15 protein-coding genes are annotated in these 19,947 nt (G+C 37.4%); 9 read left to right on the forward strand and 6 right to left on the reverse strand.

The window, feature by feature from the left end; translation table 11 throughout:
* Positions 1-11: 11 nt before the first annotated feature.
* Together LQ201_RS09090 and LQ201_RS09095 are read right to left on the reverse strand one after the other, a co-directional pair.
* A complete protein-coding gene (locus tag LQ201_RS09090; protein ID WP_230141509.1) occupies positions 12-3,167 on the reverse strand; it encodes a SusC/RagA family TonB-linked outer membrane protein in 3,156 nt (1,051 codons plus the stop codon).
* A gap of 647 nt (positions 3,168-3,814) precedes the next feature.
* The gene (locus LQ201_RS09095; protein ID WP_230141511.1) at positions 3,815-5,035 is read right to left on the reverse strand and encodes a sterol desaturase family protein; all 1,221 of its coding nucleotides are present in this window, start codon (positions 5,033-5,035) and stop codon (positions 3,815-3,817) included.
* Positions 5,036-5,198: 163 nt separating this feature from the next.
* Between LQ201_RS09095 and LQ201_RS09100 the strand changes: the two genes are divergently transcribed.
* The 5 genes from LQ201_RS09100 (at position 5,199) to LQ201_RS09120 (ending at position 10,208) form a co-directional block, all read left to right on the forward strand.
* A complete protein-coding gene (locus tag LQ201_RS09100) occupies positions 5,199-5,957 on the forward strand; it encodes an ROK family protein (RefSeq protein ID WP_230141513.1) in 759 nt (252 codons plus the stop codon).
* 85 nt (positions 5,958-6,042) lie between these two features.
* Positions 6,043-7,458: an NADP-dependent phosphogluconate dehydrogenase gene (gndA, locus tag LQ201_RS09105; protein ID WP_230141514.1), complete on the forward strand. Its 1,416-nt coding sequence runs from the start codon at positions 6,043-6,045 to the stop codon at positions 7,456-7,458.
* A gap of 29 nt (positions 7,459-7,487) precedes the next feature.
* A complete protein-coding gene (gene zwf, locus LQ201_RS09110) occupies positions 7,488-9,002 on the forward strand; it encodes a glucose-6-phosphate dehydrogenase (protein WP_029275241.1) in 1,515 nt (504 codons plus the stop codon).
* 105 nt (positions 9,003-9,107) lie between these two features.
* The gene (pgl, locus tag LQ201_RS09115; protein WP_230141516.1) at positions 9,108-9,833 is read left to right on the forward strand and encodes a 6-phosphogluconolactonase; all 726 of its coding nucleotides are present in this window, start codon (positions 9,108-9,110) and stop codon (positions 9,831-9,833) included.
* A gap of 9 nt (positions 9,834-9,842) precedes the next feature.
* Positions 9,843-10,208 carry a DUF5655 domain-containing protein gene (locus LQ201_RS09120; protein WP_230141518.1) on the forward strand — a complete coding sequence of 122 codons (366 nt, stop codon included), beginning with the start codon at positions 9,843-9,845 and terminating at the stop codon, positions 10,206-10,208.
* Positions 10,209-10,433: 225 nt separating this feature from the next.
* On the opposite strand, the gene LQ201_RS09125 is transcribed toward LQ201_RS09120, so the two are convergent.
* The 3 genes from LQ201_RS09125 to LQ201_RS09135 form a co-directional block, all read right to left on the reverse strand.
* Positions 10,434-11,315: an exopolyphosphatase gene (locus tag LQ201_RS09125; protein WP_230141522.1), complete on the reverse strand. Its 882-nt coding sequence runs from the start codon at positions 11,313-11,315 to the stop codon at positions 10,434-10,436.
* A complete protein-coding gene (gene ppk1, locus LQ201_RS09130; RefSeq protein ID WP_230141524.1) occupies positions 11,315-13,375 on the reverse strand; it encodes a polyphosphate kinase 1 in 2,061 nt (686 codons plus the stop codon). The genes LQ201_RS09125 and ppk1 overlap by 1 nt, the downstream gene beginning before the upstream one ends.
* Before the next feature lie 100 nt (positions 13,376-13,475).
* Positions 13,476-14,105 carry a hypothetical protein gene (locus LQ201_RS09135; protein WP_230141526.1) on the reverse strand — a complete coding sequence of 210 codons (630 nt, stop codon included), beginning with the start codon at positions 14,103-14,105 and terminating at the stop codon, positions 13,476-13,478.
* Positions 14,106-14,181: 76 nt separating this feature from the next.
* Here LQ201_RS09135 and LQ201_RS09140 point away from each other — a divergent pair, with 76 nt between their 5' ends.
* The 4 genes from LQ201_RS09140 (at position 14,182) to LQ201_RS09155 (ending at position 17,677) form a co-directional block, all read left to right on the forward strand.
* Complete coding sequence (locus LQ201_RS09140; protein WP_029275247.1) at positions 14,182-14,673, forward strand: YajQ family cyclic di-GMP-binding protein; 492 nt, start codon at positions 14,182-14,184, stop codon at positions 14,671-14,673.
* A 127-nt stretch (positions 14,674-14,800) separates the two neighbouring features.
* A complete protein-coding gene (locus LQ201_RS09145) occupies positions 14,801-15,241 on the forward strand; it encodes a GNAT family N-acetyltransferase (RefSeq protein ID WP_230141528.1) in 441 nt (146 codons plus the stop codon).
* A 69-nt stretch (positions 15,242-15,310) separates the two neighbouring features.
* Positions 15,311-15,907 carry a DUF4142 domain-containing protein gene (locus tag LQ201_RS09150; RefSeq protein WP_230141538.1) on the forward strand — a complete coding sequence of 199 codons (597 nt, stop codon included), beginning with the start codon at positions 15,311-15,313 and terminating at the stop codon, positions 15,905-15,907.
* Positions 15,908-16,063: 156 nt separating this feature from the next.
* Positions 16,064-17,677 carry a S8 family peptidase gene (locus LQ201_RS09155; protein WP_230141540.1) on the forward strand — a complete coding sequence of 538 codons (1,614 nt, stop codon included), beginning with the start codon at positions 16,064-16,066 and terminating at the stop codon, positions 17,675-17,677.
* 144 nt (positions 17,678-17,821) lie between these two features.
* Here LQ201_RS09155 and LQ201_RS09160 read toward each other — a convergent pair whose 3' ends face one another.
* Positions 17,822-19,945: a xanthine dehydrogenase family protein molybdopterin-binding subunit gene (locus LQ201_RS09160; protein ID WP_230141542.1), complete on the reverse strand. Its 2,124-nt coding sequence runs from the start codon at positions 19,943-19,945 to the stop codon at positions 17,822-17,824.
* Positions 19,946-19,947 lie beyond the last annotated feature (2 nt).

Here is a 19,947-nt window from a genome sequence, read left to right on the forward strand (position 1 = left end):
AACTATAATTTTTATAAACCGACAACTAAGCGCACTCCATAATTTCTTGTAGAAGGGAGTTGACCGGTTTCAAACCCTTGTTGAATATCTGAGCCAGCTAAAGTTCCAAACTCTGGATCGAATGCAGGCCAAGGTGACCAAATGAACAGATTACGACCGTAAGCACCTACTGTTAGTTTACTAAAGCCAATTCTGCTCAGGAATTTTTTATTAAAAGCATAAGTAATATTTGCTTCTCTAAATTTTAAATAATCTGTACTAAAAATACTTCCTTCTGCCTGGTTGTAATATAAAGAATTGTAATATCCCTCTATGTCTGTAGCAATAATATCGTTTTTACGATAGGTACCTCCACCGTTATCTACAACTCCATCACCAATTATACCATTATATCTACCAGGTAAAGTAATTGTTGACTTACCCAATGAAGCCATACGGGCAAAAGTAAACGAGTGACCAACAGCACCTAATTGTGCATCGAATAAAACACTCATACTTACTTGTTGATAGGTCACACCAGTACCAAAACTAAACCTAAACTTAGGTAAAGTATTACCTAAATATTTTACTTCTGCAGTTGGTTTAGCATAGCCTGTTACTGAATCAAAAATTATTTGACCATCAGGCGAGCGTAAAAAGCCAGTTCCATACAAATCTCCCATACTGCCGCCAACTGCCGCAACCACTTGCCCCGAGTTGCCAAAACCACCTGTACGCAAAATCACCGAGCTATCTGCTAATTCTTTAATTTCGTTACGGTTAGCGCTAAATGTACCATTCAATGTCCATGTAAATTTCTTAGTTTTTAATGGCGTAGCATTAACTGACATTTCTAAACCTTTGTTATTTACCCTACCAACATTAAAAATACCAATATCATAACCCGATGATTTATCGAGTACACGACTAAGTATTTGATTTTTTGTATTACCACTATAAACGGCAACATCAAAATTTAACCTGTTTTTAAATAATTTCAAATCCAATCCCAATTCAATGGTTGTCGTCATTAATGGTTTTAAATCTGGATTAGGTAAAATCCTTGGGTTCGTCATTGCATTACCTGGGTAAACACCATTGGCAGCTATTAAGTAGTTGTAAGCAGTACGATAAGGAGTTGTGCTACCACTTCCTACTTGTGCATAAGATGCCCTTAACTTTGCAAAACTTATTGCTTTTGGCATTTTCCAAAAATCTGACGCTACAAAAGCTAAACTTGCCGATGGATAAGAAAAACCAACATTATCTTTTCTTGTTAAAGTAGCCAATGTACTGTTCCAATCCTGACGGATAGTTAAATCTAAAAATAAATAGTTTTTGTAAGCCAGTGATGTCATGGCATAAAGACTGTTAATTCTATAACGGGCGGTATCTGGCACATAAACTAATTTGTTAATGTTATTGGTTAAGCTATAATACCCTGGTATTTTTAAACCATCTGCACGGGTTTCTAACTTACTATATTCGTTACGCATTTGGCTACCACCAACACTCGCTGATAAATTAAAATCTTTTGTAAGTTTTTTATCGTACTTCAACATAAAATCGGCATTAATTTCATACGATTTAATATCAGCTACGCGATATGATCCCTGTGCAAACATACCGCCTGACGAAGTATCCCAAGGGCGCATGGTTTCGCGTATATCTTTATTATAATCTCCAGATGCACGCACCATTAAACTCAATTCATCAGTAAATTTATAGGTAGCTTGTATATTTCCTAACCAGCCGTTACGTTTTTGTCCATTTAAATACTGTTCTGAAATAGCATAAGGGCCTTCTGGAAAAGAGGTTGTTAAATTTGAAAACTGTTGTAGTTCTTTACCTGGAGCCCAATAATCCCGGTACCAATCTGGATTAATGTTAGGCTGTGCAAACATAAACCAATACATTAACGATTGATTGCCATAACCCGTGGCAGGCAAATTATCACTGTTCCTGTTACTATATTGTACTTTTAAATTTAAGCTTAATCTTTTGGTAATATTCGTATTCGCGTTTAGCGAAACATTTGTTCTTTCCATGCCGGTATTCGGTACAATCCACTCATTATTACCGTGGCTTGCCGAAAAACGAAGACCTACATTTTTAAGTGTTCCATCTAAACTAACCGAATTGGTAGATTCGAAACCTGTGGTAAAAAAACCATCAACAGGGTCTCCATAGCCTACCCATGGTGTTTTGGTTAAGCCTTTTGCCTTAGTTGCAGGATCATATTGGAAAAACATATATCCATCAGCGAAAGCGGGGCCATAAGTTGAACTTGTATTACCTGTACCAAATTGATAACTTGTTGTACCATCTGTACCAGCTCCAAATTCATTTTGTCTGGCAGGACCACGATTAACATCCTCCCAAGAGCTATTGGAAGTAAAAGAAATTCCTAACTTCTTTTTATTTTTATTAGCTGATTTAGTGGTAATCATAACCGCTCCATTGGCGCCCCGTTGCCCATAAAGTGCAGAAGCTGCCGGACCTTTTAACACCGTTACACTCTCTATATCATCAGGATTTAAATCATTAATACCACTACCAAAATCTACCGGCATAATATCACCCGATGTACCATAAACTCCCCCTCCGGTAGCTGCCGAACGTTTAGAACTACTGCTGGCTACTACACCATCAATAACAATTAGCGCTTCATTATCTCCGGTTAAATTGTTTTCGCCACGCAAAATGATTTTGTTTGAACCAGCAGGGCCACTATTTCTTACTAAATTTAAACCAGCTACTTTACCAGATAAAGCATCTGTCCAGTTACTTGAAACCGCGTTTGTAAGTTGTGTGCTATCAACCTTTGTTACGGCATAACCCAATGCTTTCTCTTCGCGTTTTATTCCCAGCGCCGTAACCACTACTTCACTTAACTGGCTGGTAGATGAGGCCAGTCTTATCGTTGCATTGTTTTCGCTATTATTAAACGTTTTCCGCAAGGTTGCATAGCCCACCATATTATAAAGAACAGTAGTTCCTTTAGCAATAGTGATGGTATAATTTCCCTTCTCATTTGTTACCCCCAAAAACTTCTTATTGTTATCCGTTATCGTTGTTCCAATTAATATTTGCCCATCCTGATCATCTAACACCGTACCTTTAATTACAATATTTGGTGCCGGAGTTTGTGCAAAACTTTCATTAATACAAATTAATTGTATCAGCATAACACAAACGAAAAAACTAAAGCGTTTTAGTCTACCCTTAAAAAAAGTTCGATTTTCCTTTTGGTGATTATCAGGACTGCTTTGCTTTACATGCAGAACGCATTGATGCCACGAAATCTGTTGAGTAAAATTTTTGATCATAATTATTATAGTATATCCGGTTAGTAATAGGGTTCATATCTGCGATTTATTTTGTCCGGATTTGCGGGCAAAATAAGCCTGTTTATGTTAAAAATATATTAAGCAAACATTAACCTATTGAAAAGCAACCTAAACAGATTGCGATTTATTTAGTTTCACTTACTATATATTTCGTTAATTAAAATTAGCAAAACAAATCGAAACTAAAAACAATAAAATAAATTAGCAGGAAATATTTTTTAATTGAATGTTTAAGCAGACAGAAATATCGATGATCGTAAGAAGAATGGGATAAACAAGTTATACCTAAACATAGCAAAAAATGGCTCTACTAATAGAATATAGAGAAAAAATAAGGTACCAATGAATTAACTCATCAACACAAATGCATTACGTAATAATTTTATTACAAGGCAGGGTAATAGGAAAATAAATAGAGCAACAAAACGAAACATCGCGTTGTAACATTTATATATCAACCTAAACCGAAAGATAAAGAAACATAGCTAACCTACCTTTGCATACTCAAATACATGCTTCATGTAAAGTTTGCGTAAAGAGAATGTCCGTTCAAGTGCAATTAAGATAATCACCGGAAATATTAAAAAACCGAGCAGGTTAAAAGTGTAGAAAAAATAGCCAAAAATTAATATGAACCTGAAACATTCGAGGTAATAGATCCATTTACGTTGTTCCAAAAGCGCACCGATATTGATTAAAGTAAGCAAGATAAAGACAAGTATTGCAGCTTTATTTAATGGTGTTAAAAAACTGTAAAATAAGGTCGTCCCGGTAAGCATTGCAACTACTGTTATCAACTGTATATTTAAATAGGTTTTAAACTTAGGTTTAGCAACACGTTGTATTTTATTCTGAAAGTAACGCTCTTCTAAAATGGGTCGGATGTTTTGATCCATCAACGCCGGACTCCCGAATATGGCATTCCATTTAGCCTTAAATCCATTTGCACGCTTGTATGCCTCTCCTATTTCTAAATAGTAGTGAAAATGCTGCCAAAGGAAACTATAACTTTTAATAGGATGTGTTAAACCATATTTAGGTGCCTCTTCTTCGGCCTGAAAAGTACCGAATAGTTTATCCCAGAATACAAAAACATCGCCATAGTTTTTATCCAGGTATTTTTCATCAGAAGCATGATGAACGCCATGCAAAGAAGGCGTGATGAATATATGTTCCAGCCAGCCCAGCTTACCGATTAATTGTGTATGCGTAAAAAATGAATAGGCTCCATGAGCCAAAAGTATGGTAATAATCATATTGGGATGAAAACCAATTAATGGTAATATACACCAAAACACATTGCGGAAAATGGCTTGAATGGTCGTAATCCGCGCAGCAGCGGATAAATTAAACTCTTCGCTCTGGTGATGAACGATATGTGCAGCCCACAAAAAATTAATTTCATGGCCTAGCCTATGGTACCAGTACCAAACAAGATCTGTCGACAAAAGCAATAATATCCATACATACCATTTTGTAGAAATATTAAAAATTGCATAATTTAAATACACCCAATCGTACACCTGATAAAAACTCGCCGCAATAAATAAGTTCAATAACCTTTCGGCAATACCTACGCTAAAATTTGCAACCGTACTTTCATATTTAAATATTTTCGCCTTTTTTTGGTACTGAGCGATCCTAAACTCAATAAATACAAAAATAAAAAATGCTGGAATAGCAAATGCAAGGTAGTTTACCGTCATAACTTTTGTGGTCGTTTTTAGTTTAACGGAACAAACTTAAATATATTCTATTAAATACATAGATTTTATAGAATATATTATTACACCTAAATTACTCCGATCTTCATTTAATGTTTGTTGTTTTAATTTATTTGTAGAACTTCGAAATTATAAATACACAATTATGGCTACAGATAAAAAAGCTGAAAACAACAATATATTATCTATTGATATAGGCGGTACAAGCATTAAAACGGTTCTTTTGGATGAAAGCGGAAACATGCTTACCGAATATCTAAAAAGCAAAACCCCGCCCGAAGCTACTCCAAAGGATATTGTTTCTGGAATTATAGAGTTGATCAAGCCTTTTCCTGTTAGCTATAACCGCGTATCGATCGGTTTTCCAGGATATGTTAAAAACGGAATTGTTAAAACCGCCCCTAACCTGGCAAAAAACAAATGGACAGATGTTGATCTCGCGCAGCGTGTTGCTAACGAGTTAGGTAAATCGGTACGTTTGGTAAATGATGCCGATCAACAAGGCTTAGGTGTGGTTGAGGGCAAAGGCTTTGAAATTGTTTTCACAGTAGGTACGGGTTTTGGAACAGCTTTATTATTCGATGGAGAATTACTACCGCATTTAGAACTCGCCCATTTCCCCATCAGCAAGGAAGAAGACTATGACGATTATATCGGAAATAAGGCTTTCGAAAAAATTGGATCTGAACGCTGGAATAAAAGGCTCAAAAAAGTAATCGAAATCTACAAAACGGTTTTCAATTATGATACCTTATATATTGGTGGTGGCAATTCTAAACAAATAGACTTTAAACTCGAAAGCAATATCAAAATTGTAACCAACAGAGACGGGATTAAAGGTGGTGCTAAACTCTGGAAACTGGCCGACAAGTACAACATCTTTACTGTTGAGCCTAAAAAATAATAATCTTTATTACAATCTTTTAACAACAATAGCTGCAATATTAATTTGTAAATCCTAATTTTGGGTGCATTAGAAAAAATAAAAAATGGCAAATAACGATTCGAAAAAATATAAATTGGGAATGATCGGTTTAGGCACAATGGGCCGGAACTTATTATTAAACATGGCTGACAAAGGCTTCTCTGTAACAGGTTACGATAAAGACAGAAAAATGATCTCGAAACTTGAAGAAGAAGGCAAGAAACACAACTTAGAAGGATTTGACGATATTGAAAGCTTTATTTCTAGCTTACAAACACCACGTACATTAATCTTATTAGTACCAGCCGGACCAATTGTAGATAGCGTTATTGCAGAACTAAAACCACTTTTAAGCAAGGGCGATATTATTATCGATAGTGGCAACTCACATTTTACCGATACCAACCGCCGTGTTGACGAACTGGAGAAAGATGGTTTACATTTCTTCGGAATGGGTATTTCTGGTGGCGAAGAAGGCGCACGTTTTGGTCCGAGTATGATGCCGGGTGGCGATAAACAAGCTTATAACGTAGTTAAAGATGTTTTTGATGCCGTAGCTGCAAAAGTTGGAACCGATCCATGCGTTACTTACATTGGCCCAGGTGCTTCCGGCCACTTTGTTAAGATGGTACATAATGGAATCGAATATGCCATCATGGAGCTTATAGCTGAGGTTTATGGCATTCTTAAAAATGGCTTAGGCTATTCAAACGATGATATATATAAGGTATTCAAAAAATGGAACGAAGGCAGGTTACAATCTTTCTTATTAGAGATTACTGCCGAAATTTTTGTTTTTAAAGATGCTGAAACTCAAAACGATCTTTTAGATCAGATCAAAGATGAAGCACGTTCAAAAGGTACCGGAAAATGGACTTCGGAGGTTTCAATGGAACTTCAGTTACCCGTACCAACCATTAATGAAGCTGTTTCTAACCGTGATTTATCTAAATTCAAAAAACTAAGGGTTTCTTTAGAAGAGGCTTTTGGCAAAAAAGACACCAAAATTGCTGTTACTATTGAGGAACTGGAAGATGCATTTTACTTCTCTATGATCAGTGCTTATGCACAGGGTATGCATTTACTGGTTCAGGCTTCAAAAGAATACCAATACGATTTACAGTTACAGGAAATTGCTAAAATCTGGCGCGGTGGCTGTATCATCAGGGCTAAATTTTTAGAAGATATTTATCAGGCATACGATAAAAACAACGCTTTAGAGCATTTATTTGGCGATGCCGGTATCCAGAACATTATCAAAGGTACTTTAGCCGGTACACGCAAAACAATTAGTGCATGTATCAATTCTGGTTTGGGTATCCCCGCATTTGCGTCTACCTTAACCTATTTCGATACCATTACCACAGCCAGGATGCCTTCTAACTTAATCCAGGCACAAAGAGATTTCTTTGGAGCACACACCTTCGAGCGTATCGATAAAGATGGTGTTTTCCATGCTGATTGGAATAAATTATCATAACCTATTAGACTTACGAACAAGAACATAAAATGAAAACCAAAACCGCATTAAACCCTACCATTTTTGTAATATTTGGTGGAACAGGTGATTTAAACAAAAGAAAATTAGCACCTGCCCTATATAATTTATTTATTGAGGGTTACATGCCAGATAAATTTGCCATTATTGGTACAGGTAGAACCGAATTTACCGACGATAGCTACAAAGCTGCTTTAGAAGATGCTGTAAACCAGTTTTCGCGCAGCGGAAAAGTAAAAAAAGATAAATGGGACGATTTTGCAAAGACGATGAACTACTGTCCTACCGATTTTGCCCAGCCAAAAACTTTCGAAAACCTAAAAGGAGCTGTAGAAAAATACCAAAAAGAATTTGGAGCCGGAACACAGGTAATTTTCTATCTGGCAGTTGCACCTAATTTCTTCCCGATTATTGCTGAATGTTTGCAAAAATATAAACTAACGCAAGATGAAGACAATAGCCGTATCGTTATCGAAAAACCTTTCGGCCATGATTTAGAATCAGCAAAAGAGCTGAACACATTATTGAGCACCATTTTTACCGAAAAGCAGATCTATCGCATCGATCATTATTTGGGTAAAGAAACCGTACAAAACATGATGGCTTTCCGTTTTGCCAATGCATTGTTCGAGCCGTTATGGAACAGGTCTTATATCGATCACGTTCAAATTTCGGTAACCGAGCAGTTAGGCGTGGGCGATCGTGGAGGTTATTATGAAGGTTCTGGTGCTTTAAGAGATATGATTCAGAATCACCTGTTGCAATTGCTTTGTTTGGTTGGAATGGAAGCGCCAATTAATTTTGATGCCGATGAAATCAGGAACCGTAAGGTGGAGGTTTTAAGAGCAATGCGTCCTTTTTCTGCTGAAGATATCCGTTTCCATACTGTTCGGGGTCAATATAGTAAAGGTTGGGTTGAAGGTAAGGAAGTGCCTGGATACCGTCAGGAAAAAGGTGTTGATGCACATTCTAATACTGAAACTTTTGCTGCTGTTAAATTCCATATCGATAACTGGAGATGGCAAGGTATTCCTTTCTATTTAAGAACTGGAAAACGTTTGAACCAAACTTCATCTTTAATTACCATTCAATTTAGAGATGTTCCGCATCAGATTTTCTCATCAGGTGTAACCGAAAACTGGCAGCAAAACAGGTTAGTAATCAGCATACAGCCAGAAATGAGTATCCGTATGCAGGTACAGGCCAAAAGACCTGGATTGGATATGGTATTGAATCCTGTTGATATGGTTTTCGATTATAAAGGAACTTACGAGGGTGATACCCCTGAGGCTTACGAAACCTTATTATTAGATGCCATGATGGGCGATCAAACCTTGTTTATGCGTGGCGATCAGGTGGAAGCAGCATGGGAACTTGTTATGCCGATTTTAAATACTTGGGAAAGCAAAAAATCAATCAACTTCCCTAATTACCCTGCCGATAGCTGGGGACCAGAAGAAGCTGAAGCACTTATTGCAAGAGATGGTTTCCACTGGTTTAACTTGCCATTGAAGAATAAGGAATAAATTTTTACTCAGGTCGTCACCCTGAATTTATTTCAGGGTCTTGTTCGAGATAGATCCTGATCCCAAATATTCGGGACAGCATGACGGCTCTTATTAGTTACAAAAATGAATCTACTCATATACAAAACATTAGAAGAACTGAATCAGGATCTGGCAGATTATGTAATTAAAATTGCAGAAATGTCTATCGAAGAAAACGACCGCTTTAATTTCGTATTAACTGGCGGCAGTTCTCCTAAAGCACTTTATCATCTTCTGGCAACAGAAGGTCAGCACAGACTTGATTGGGAAAAAGTATACTTCTTCTTTGGCGATGAGCGCAACGTTCCTGCCAATGATGATAACTACAACGGACTAATGGCCAAGAAAACCATTTTAGATCCACTAGGCATTAAAGAAGATCATATTTTTTACGTTGATACCACTTTGGCTCCAGAAAAGGCCGCTATCGAATATAAAAAAGCAATCGACAAGCATTTTAATGGTGAAGATCTGATTTTCGATTTAATCCTTTTGGGTATGGGCGATGATGCACATACGGCTTCGATTTTCCCGCATACTACTTTGGTCAAAGATGAAGAAGTAAATGTGGCTTCGGTTTATGTAGAGAAATTAGATACTTATCGCATCAGTTTTACAGCACCGTTAATCAACAAAGCCGATAATGTAGCATTTTTGGTTTTTGGAGAGAATAAAGCCGAAGCGCTGAAACATGTTATAGGCGATACCGAAAAAAATGTCGATTTATATCCTTCCCAATTAATTGATCCGATTGATGGAAAATTAACCTGGTTTACCGATGAGGCTGCAACAAAATTATTAGAAGATTAAAAAATTATGATGTCTGAAGAAAAACATTTATCAGACTTTTTAAACGGAAAAACGGAATATACCTTAGGGTTATTCCGTTTTTTTGTTGAGCAATTGACCGGATTAGGAGAGATAAATCTCAACCCTACAAAATCCATGATTGCGATCGAATCAAAAAACAGTTTTGCATATATTACGCAATTGGGGAAAAATTTTATTCATGTGGTTATTCCTTTCAATCAACCTTATGAAAACAATCTTTGCTTCACTAAGATTGCGCAGGTGCCAGGAACGGATCAATTTAACCACCATTTGAGGATTTATTTCGAAGAAGATGTTAATGATGAGGTGAAAGGTTTTTTAAAAATGGCTATGAAACAAAATACGTCATCCTGAACTTGTTCCAGAGTCTATAATGTGCTGCGGTAATTTTCAAGGTATAGGTGCTGTTGGATGTTACCATCCGACAGTTTAATAAAAATAAATTTTAGTGTCAGATGGAAACATCTGACACCACACCAAAATCGATTAAACTAGGTGCGTCACCCTGAACTTGTTTCAATGTAGCAACTCCATTGATAGATTTCTCCGCTTCGGTCGAAATGACGACCAGTCACATCTTTAATCCAATTTCTCTTCAATCAACAGCTTAATAATCCCATCGGCCATTCCCACTTTAGGTACGTAAATCTGTTTTATACCAGTCCACTTCATTAAGGTTAGGTAAATTTCGCATGCTGGAATAATTACGTCTGCACGATCGGGATTTAAGCCCAGCGTATTAATTCTTTCTTTCAATGAATAACTGGTTAATTTATTATACATCGAATTTAGCTTCTGCAACGATAAAGGCGCGTTTTCCTTCTCATCCGACATGCGGAACAATTTATTGATGTTACCACCGGTGCCAATACCTGCCAAATGTTTATAGGCTTTTGTATGCTCTTTTACCCAATCTTTCATTTCATCCCAGGTTTCTTCCTTGTCCTGGTTATCGAGCATCCTGATTGTACCAATATTGAAGGATCTTGATGCTTCCGGAGCACCTTTTACAAAAACTGACAGTTCGGTACTACCTCCACCCACATCAATATATAAGTAATTTTTATTTTCGTCTAACTCTTCTTCAATATGGTTAGCATAAATAATATTTGCTTCCCGCTGCCCCTCAATAATCTCTAAAGTAACGTCTGCTTCCTTTTTAATCAGCTTAACAATATCTTCTCCATTACGGGCCTCACGCATGGCAGATGTTGCACAGGCTAAATATTCCGAAACATGATAAACATCCATCAGATTTTTAAAAGCAGTCATGGTTTTTACCAGATCTGCAGATTTTTTTTCCGAAATATGTTGATCTAAGAATGCGTCATCTCCCAACCGGAGCGGCACACGTATAAGGGTGTTCTTTTTATACTTATATTTTCCGTCTTGTTTGCTAATATCAGCAATGAGTAACCTCACCGCATTCGAACCGATATCTATAGCTGCGTATCTTAACATTATGATTGATGCTTGGTTTTTAAATAGTTGTAGATGTCTACCTGCGCCCTTATCTTTTTACTTAATCTGTTTTTATGGTATTTATTATTGTTCAAAGCATTGATCTGCCTCGATTTGGTATTGTCCTGCAATTGCAGATCGATAATATCCTGTATCTCCTGTTTCACATCATGATCTAAAACCGGGAATCCTACCTCTACACGGTGTTCGAAATTCCTGCTCATTAAATCTGCAGATGATAAATACATATCGTTTTTACCGTTATTACCAAAAATATAAACCCTGGCATGTTCCAAAAACTTATCGATAATACTGATGGCGGTAATATTTTCACTAAAACCCTTTACTCCAGGTACCAGACAGCAGATGCCACGGATAATCAGCTGAACTTTAACCCCGGCATTGCTCGCATCGTAAAGTTTGGCAATAATCCCTTCATCTGCTAAACTATTTACCTTTAACATGATGTAGGCGAGTTTGCCCTGTTTAGCATTCCTGATTTCACGGTTAATAAAATTGACCAATTTCGAACGGCTCTCCAACGGCGAAACAATCAGGTGTTTAAATCCCTTCGTTACGGTACGTTTGCTCAAAGCATCAAAAAGTTTTACCAGATCGTTGGTAATCTCTTTCTTTGCGGTAAAAATACTATGGTCGCAATATAAACCTGCGGTTTTCTCGTTAAAGTTTCCTGTTGCTAAGTTTGCGTAGTAAACCGGCTTGTCTTTTTCAATCCGTTTAACCAAACAAATTTTGGAGTGTACTTTGTAGTCGGTTAAACCATAATTTACCTTAACACCCTCCTCCATTAAGCGGCTAGTCCAGTAAATATTAGCCTGTTCATCAAAACGGGCTTTAAGTTCTAATAAAACGGAAACTGCTTTACCATTTTTAGCAGCGTTGATTAATGCATTGATTACTTTTGAGTTTTCGGCTAATCGGTATAAAGTAATCTGTATTTCGGTTACTTTCGGATCAATTGCAGCTTCACGCAAGAACAAAATAATATAGTCATACGATTGGTAGGGTAAATTCACCAAATAATCGCGCTGGGCAACTTTATTAAACATACTTTGGGTTCTGTGCAAGTCGTGAACCTTCAGTGGCACATTCGGCGCATATTCCAATTCTTTTTTACCTACATTCGGGAAGGCAATAAAATCGCCAAACTTATGGTAACGGTTACCCGGAATTAAACTTTCGGCCTCAAGCTTAAGTTTATTCACCAGTACAGTAAGCATATTTAAAGGCATCGCCGAATCATAAAGCAAACGCATTGGTTTCCCTTTTTTACGTTTTTCTAAACTGCTTTTTAAATCTTCGATAAATTTATCATTAATGTTTTTATCAATATCTAATTCGGCATCCCGTGTGAGCTGGATCGAATAAGCCTCTAAATTATCGTAAGTAAAAACATAAAATATATCGTCTAAACAATACCTGATAATGTCTTCGGCAAGAATAATAAATTTTAGATCGTTTGTTTCAGGCAGTACCAAAAACCGCGGCAAATTAGGCGGAATTTCAATGAGTGCATATTTCTCTTTAATTTTTGTATCCTTTTTCGAAAGTTTAACAAAAAAGTAAAGGTACCGGTCTTTCAGTTCTGGAAAAGGTTTATCCATATCCAGCATAATGGGAACCAGATTGGATAAAATCTTATCCCTGAAATGATTTTTAACAAATTCACCTCTACTTACATTCAGTTGGGTATCATTTAAGATAAAAATCCTGTTTTGAGCAAGTTCGTTTATTAGGGTAGCCTGAAAAAGCTGGTCGAATTTTCTTTCTTGTTTTACAACGATGTTTTTAATCTCATTCAGAATTTTCTTTGGATTAAACCCCAAAAGCGCTTTAGCCTTATCATTAAGATTGGTTAGCCGGGTCATGGTGGCCACTCGCACACGGTAAAATTCCTCTAAATTTGAAGAAAATATAGATAGAAATTTAATCCGTTCAATCAGCGGAACCGTTTCATCGGCAGCTTCTTGCAATACACGTTCGTTAAAGTAAAGCCAACTGATTTCGCGGTTTAAAAAAGGGATCTTCTTATTGCTCATTTAAAAAAATAAAAAATCCCTGCCAAAACAGGGATGCTCAAAACTGCACATTAATTTGTTAAATTGATGTTAATTCATTTACACGTTAACGTTAACAAATTTATTTTTTAGTAGGTGTTTTCGTCTCTTTATTAACCGATGTAGCAGTTTTAGCAACCGTTTTTTTAACAACAGGAGATGCTTTTGCAGAAGTAGCGGCCGGCGTTGTTACTTTTTTAACTGCTGTAGCAGCTTTTGCTGGTGCTTTACCTGCGGTACTTGCCGCTTTTTTGGCAACTGTTGTAGCATCTTTTACTGCTTCTTTTGCTTTTATAACTGGTTTTGCCAATACCTTTTCTGCCTTTTCTTCTGTTTCTATTGCAGCAACCTTAATGCTTTGTACTACTGGTTTAGCCTTTGCAACGGCTTTTTTAACCACTTTCTGAGCAGTTTTTTCAGATTTACTTACAGCTTTGGCAACTGGTTTCTTCGCTGCTTTTGCTTTCTCTTTTGATGCATGTAACAAATCATCAATTTTCTGTCCCACATCTGCCTTTACGATGGTGAACTTCTTAGTTAATTTTTTAGCCACACGCTTACTCGCTTTCCCTACCTCCGTACTAATTTCCGATACATCATGACCTAAACTTTTGATCACATCCAAGAACTTATCCGTAATCGACTGCTCCAACTGTTTCTTCACTTCTTTTTTTGTGATCTTTTTTTGAGACTTCGGTTTAGTGGTTTTCATATTATTTTTCGTTTTTTTGTGAGGATGGATTAATTTCTATTAAATCTACTTATTTTTTTACTTTAAAGCTAAAACCATGCCTTCTTTTGATATTGTAAGTAAAGTTGATGCGCAAACATTGGACAACGCAATTAACAATGCTAAAAAAGAAATCCTTAACCGATTCGACTTTAACGGATCGAAAAGCACCATCGATCTCGATAAAAAAACAAACGTAGTAACCATTGTTACTGAAGATGATATGCGATTAAAAGCAATCGAAGGTTCCATTATCTCGCGGATGATGAAGCAGAATTTAGATCCGAAAAGTTTAGATTTTGGCGATGAGCATCAGGCCTCCGGCAACATGATCAGAAAAGAAATCAGTATTAAAGAAGGATTAGATAAGGAAGCAGCAAAAAAGGTTGTGGCAAAGATCAAAGCCAGTGGATTAAAAGTTCAGCCTGCCATTATGGACGATCAGGTTAGAGTAACCGCAAAAAAAATCGATGATCTGCAAGCTGTGATGAATCTTTGTAGAAATGAAGATTTTGGCCAGCCATTGCAGTTTATTAATATGCGCAATTAGAAAACTTAACTGTTTAAACTGGTTAATCGGTTAACTGTGGAAAGGCTTAGAAAACTTAGCTAATTCTTTAAGTGGATTTTGAAAGAATTCACTCATTTAATCATTCAAAATTCAATCATTAATCAAAATGGAAATCAGCGAAAACGGTTTTATATTTTCCGATAAAAAAGAGCTTTTAGATCTCGAAGCCGTACATCATTATTTGAGTGTAGAATCTTATTGGGCAAAAGGCATCCCTTTTGATACCGTAAAACGTTCTATTGAAAACTCGCTTTGTTTTGGCATTTACAAAGGACCAGAACAGGTAGGTTTTGCCCGTTGGGTAACCGATAAGGCCACCTTTGCATGGCTTTGCGATGTGTACGTTAAAGAAAGTTACCGTGGTTTGGGCTTATCAAAAAAACTGATGTCGTTTATGGTCTTCCACCCTGATTTACAGGGATTAAGAACTTATCGGCTCGGTACCTTAGATGCACACGGATTGTACAAACAATTTGGTTTCGAACCAATTGAAAATCCGGAGCGTTTAATGGCTATTGTTGTTAAAAATCCATACGGAGCGGAATAATCGACATTCAGCAGCTAAAACCTTTTTTCAACTCTCTTGTTTTTCATACACATCAAAATTAGAGAAAACATGAAAAAGATATTTTTATTATCCACTGCTTTTGCCCTGGTGCTTTCATTTCAGGCTTGTCAAACTGCAGATAAGAAATCGGCAACCACAAAAGACAGTGTTGCTGGCGATACCAACATGGTAAATGGCAACCATGCTACAGGAGCCGAAAGTACAGAATCGGGTGTTGATGAAGCGGGTGCAACTTTTTTAAGAAAAGCAGCAATTGGAGGTATCATGGAAGTTGAAGCCGCTAAGATTGCGCAAAAAAATGCTAAAAGTGCTGAGGTGAAAGATTTCGCCGCTAAAATGTTGACTGATCACACAAAAGCCAATACAGAGCTGAAAGCTTTGGCTTTAAACAAAAAAGTAATCACCCCAGATGCATTGCCGGCAGAAGATCAGATTCATTTGGATGAAATGAAGAAAATGACAGGTACGGCTTTTGATAAACATTATATGGCTATGATGGTTACCGATCATGAAAAAACTGTAGCCTTATTTAAACAGGGCACGCAAAACCGCGATCAGGCAATTAAAAGCTGGGCTGGCAATACTTTAAGTATAATTGAATCTCATGATGAAATGGCTAAAAAAATCGTTATCAACATGAAATAAACAGCGGCGAATTTTGCTTTAAAGATCAAAATCCTGAAAAATGAATTTCAGGATTTTTTTCGTTACCAAAATATGTGAAAAACATCATTTTTAATACAATTTCTTCCAATAAAAAAATTAAAATTAACTTTCGCCGTTTAATACAAAAATACATAAATGAATAAGAGTAGAATTTTCAGCGCGCTGTTAAGTGTTGCGCTTGTGAGTGCGGTACCAACTTTGGCCAATGCGCAAAAAGCAAATTGGCAAAATCTTGATCTTAAAAGTGATAGTACATTCGGAATCAGTACCGAAAAAGCATATAAAGAACTTTTAAAAGGTAAAAAATCTGTTAAAGTTATCGTAGCAGTTAATGATGGCGGCGTAGAAGCTACGCACGAAGACTTAAAACGAATTATGTGGGTAAACACCAAAGAGATAGCCGGCAATGGCAAGGATGATGATAAGAATGGTTATATCGACGATATAAATGGCTGGAACTTTATTGGCGGCCCTAAAGAATCTGTAAACTTCGAAACCTTAGAATTAACCCGTTTGGTTCGTCGCGATCAGGCCCGTTTTGCCAATACTACAGATGCAAATGTAGCAGAAAAAGATAAAAAAGATTTCGAAATTTTTAAAGCTGAAAGAGCCGATTTAGAAAAACAATTGGCAGAAGCCAGGGAAAATCTGGCAGGTATTACCGGTTTTAAAACAGCTTTAGACGCTGTAGTGAAGAAAATCGGTAAAGAAAACCCAACCGTAGAAGATTTTAAAAACTTCAAACCATCTACAGAGGTTGAAGGCAGGATCCAAAATGTACTGAGCCAGCAATTAGAAAAAGGCAGCTTCAAAGATTTTTACGAAGATCAAATTGTAGAAGGACTGGATTACTATACGCGCCAGGTCAATTATAACTTAAACCTCGATTACGATCCACGCTCAATAGTTGGCGATGATCCAAACAACGTTAAGGAGAAATTTTATGGCAATAACGACGTTGCAGGTCCTGATGCGATGCACGGCACACACGTAGCCGGTATCATTGCGGCTGATAGAACCAACAAACTTGGTATTTTAGGTGTAGCGGATAACGTTGCCATTATGGGTGTCCGTTGTACACCAAATGGTGATGAAAGGGATAAAGATGTTGCCAATGCTATTCGTTACGCTGTTGATAACGGTGCAAAAGTAATCAACATGAGTTTTGGCAAGGCTTATAGCTGGAACAAAGCCATCGTTAATGAGGCTATGAAATATGCGGTATCTAAAGATGTATTGATCGTTCAGGCAGCGGGTAACGAAAACAAAAATATCGATGTAGAAAATAATTTCCCTAACCACAAAGATTTAGATGAGAAGACTATTGCATCGTGGATTACCGTTGGTGCTTCAGGCCCTAAAGATGATGAAACATTAAAAGCCAGTTTTTCTAATTTCGGCAAAACCCAGGTAGATGTTTTTGCTCCAGGCGTTCAGATTTATTCTACTGTACCGGGTTCTAAATACAAAAATTTAGACGGAACCAGTATGGCCTCTCCTGTTGTAGCTGGCTTAGCAGGATTAATCCGTTCTTATTATCCAAAATTAACTGCAGCACAGGTAAAAGAAATCATCGTTAAATCAGTTACCAAAGTTAACCATAACGTAGAATACGCTAAAGGTGAAGAACCAGGCGCAGAAAAAATTTCTGTCCCATTCTCTGATCTTTGTATCAGTGGCGGAATTGTTAATACTTACAATGCATTAAAGTTAGCGGCAACTTACTCGGGTAAAGCGGTTGCGAAATAATTTTTCTGTTTGTCACTCTGAGGGAAAACGAAGAATCTTCATAAAAAATGCGTCCTGATATAAAATCGGAACGCATTTTTTGTTTAGAATATTTAGAGAAGTCAAGTTTTTAAAACTTGACTTCTCTGGATTTGAACGGAATAATTATGCCAATATCTTATCGGGCGTAATCGGCAATGTTCTGATCCTTTTTCCTGTAGCATTAAAAACAGCATTGGCTACAGCGGCAGAAAAACCGATCAATGCAATTTCTCCCATTCCTTTTGCACCCATTGGATTAATATAAGGATCGGGTTTATTGATAAAATTAACATCAATTTCTGGTACATCGGCATTTACCGGAACATGGTAATCGGCAAAATTATTATTGATATATCTTCCATAACGGTGGTCGATAATAGATTCTTCGGTTAAAGCCATGCCAATACCGCCAACAGCACCACCAAGCATCTGGCTTCGGGCCGTTTTTGGACTTACAATGGTACCGGAATCGCCTACAGAAACGATTTTACTCACTTTTACTACGCCTGTAAGCGCATGAACCTTTACCTGTACAAAGTGAATCGAGAATGAATACATAGAGTAATTATCCCTTTCCTTCCCCCCCTGGCTTTCTTTGGTTACTTCTATTTGCGGAAGATTATTCTTATTTAAAACATCAACAAAATTAGCCGTTGCATCCATATTAGAATTTGCAGCCAGTTCCGCAATCGCAGATTTTAATGCCACACAAACATCATTCACTGCCGAACCTACTGTAGATAATGTAGCTGAACCGCCCTGACTAGGCGCGGGCGGCAAAGAAGAATCACCCAATTCGAATGTAATTTTATTTACAGGGATCTTCATCAGTTTATTGGCGATTAAAGTCATGCCAGTTCCTGTTCCCGGGCCAATATCGCTGGTTGCACTTTGTAAAAGCAGCGATCCATCAGCCTTTAAAACGCCCTTCACACTGGCTTTACCTCTATTAGCATTAAAAACGCCAACACTTACACCATAACCTATTTGCCATGGCCCTTCAATCAAACTGCCAGGCTTATTTTTCCGGTTGCTCCACCCTATTTTTTCTGCCCCGATTTTATAAGCTTCTTTTATATTTTTGCTCGAAAAGGGTTTGTTTTTTTGCTGATCGGTTTCAGGATCGTTTTTGATTCTGAAATCCAATGGGTCCATATCCAAAGCATGTGCCATTTCATCAATAGCACTTTCAAGGGCAAAAGCTCCTGTAGCCTCCCCCGGACCACGCATCCATATTGGAACGCTAAGATCTACCGGAACAATGGCATAAGCCGTATTTACGTTATCGCATTGGTACATAAACTTCGCCATATTAACCACGCCTTCGGTAAAGTTCTCATAAGTAGAGGTTTCACCATAAGCCCTGTGCGTAATCCCGGTTAATTTACCATCTTTATTTGCGCCCAAACCAATGGTTTGTATCGCTGCCGGCCGATTACCGACCATGGTAAACATTTGCATCCTGGTAATCACTACTTTTACAGGTTTACCAATATGTTTAGAAGCCATTACCGTTGCAATTTCCAACGGCCAGGTACGTAAAGCCATACCAAAACCACCCCCAACAAACTCCGAATTTACCTGAATATTCTCCATCGGAATTTTAAAAACATTTGCAATGGTGCCCTGGGTAGCTTTTACACCTTGTGTTTTGGCATAAACGGTAAGCTGGTTATTTGGCCTCCAATCGGCGATAATTCCGTGCAGTTCCATCGGGTTATGCGTTTCGATAGGCAGAAAATATCTTTCCTCGAGCTTCACCTCTGCTGTTTTATAAGCGTTTTCTATACCGCGTTTATAGTCGGCCTGGCCTTGAAGTTTCTTTGCTTTAGGATCTTTTAAAGCTTTTTCAAAATCAGTGTTAAAATCTTCTCTAGAGTAAGTTGCCTTAACCAATGAAGCCGCATGAGTTGCTCTTTCGAAGGTATTGGCTACAACAATTGCGATTGGCTGTCCATTGTAGAAAATTTTGTCGGTATAAAAAATCTTCATCTGTGGACCACCTTCCTGCTCGTAAGCAGCGGCCGATGGCTTATTTAAATGCGAAATCACAGCAATTACACCTGGTGCTTTTTCAGCCGCCTTGGTATCGAGCGCTGTAATTTTTCCTTTGGTAATGGTACTGGTTACCAAAACACCATAGGTTAAACCTGGTAATTCATATTCCGCAAAGTATTTAGCTTGTCCCGTAACTTTTAAAATTCCATCTACGCGGTCGTTGTCGTCTTTTAAAATTTTCTTTTCCATAA

Origin of the sequence: Pedobacter sp. Bi126 (genome assembly GCF_918698245.1) — a bacterium.
GTDB lineage: Bacteria > Bacteroidota > Bacteroidia > Sphingobacteriales > Sphingobacteriaceae > Pedobacter.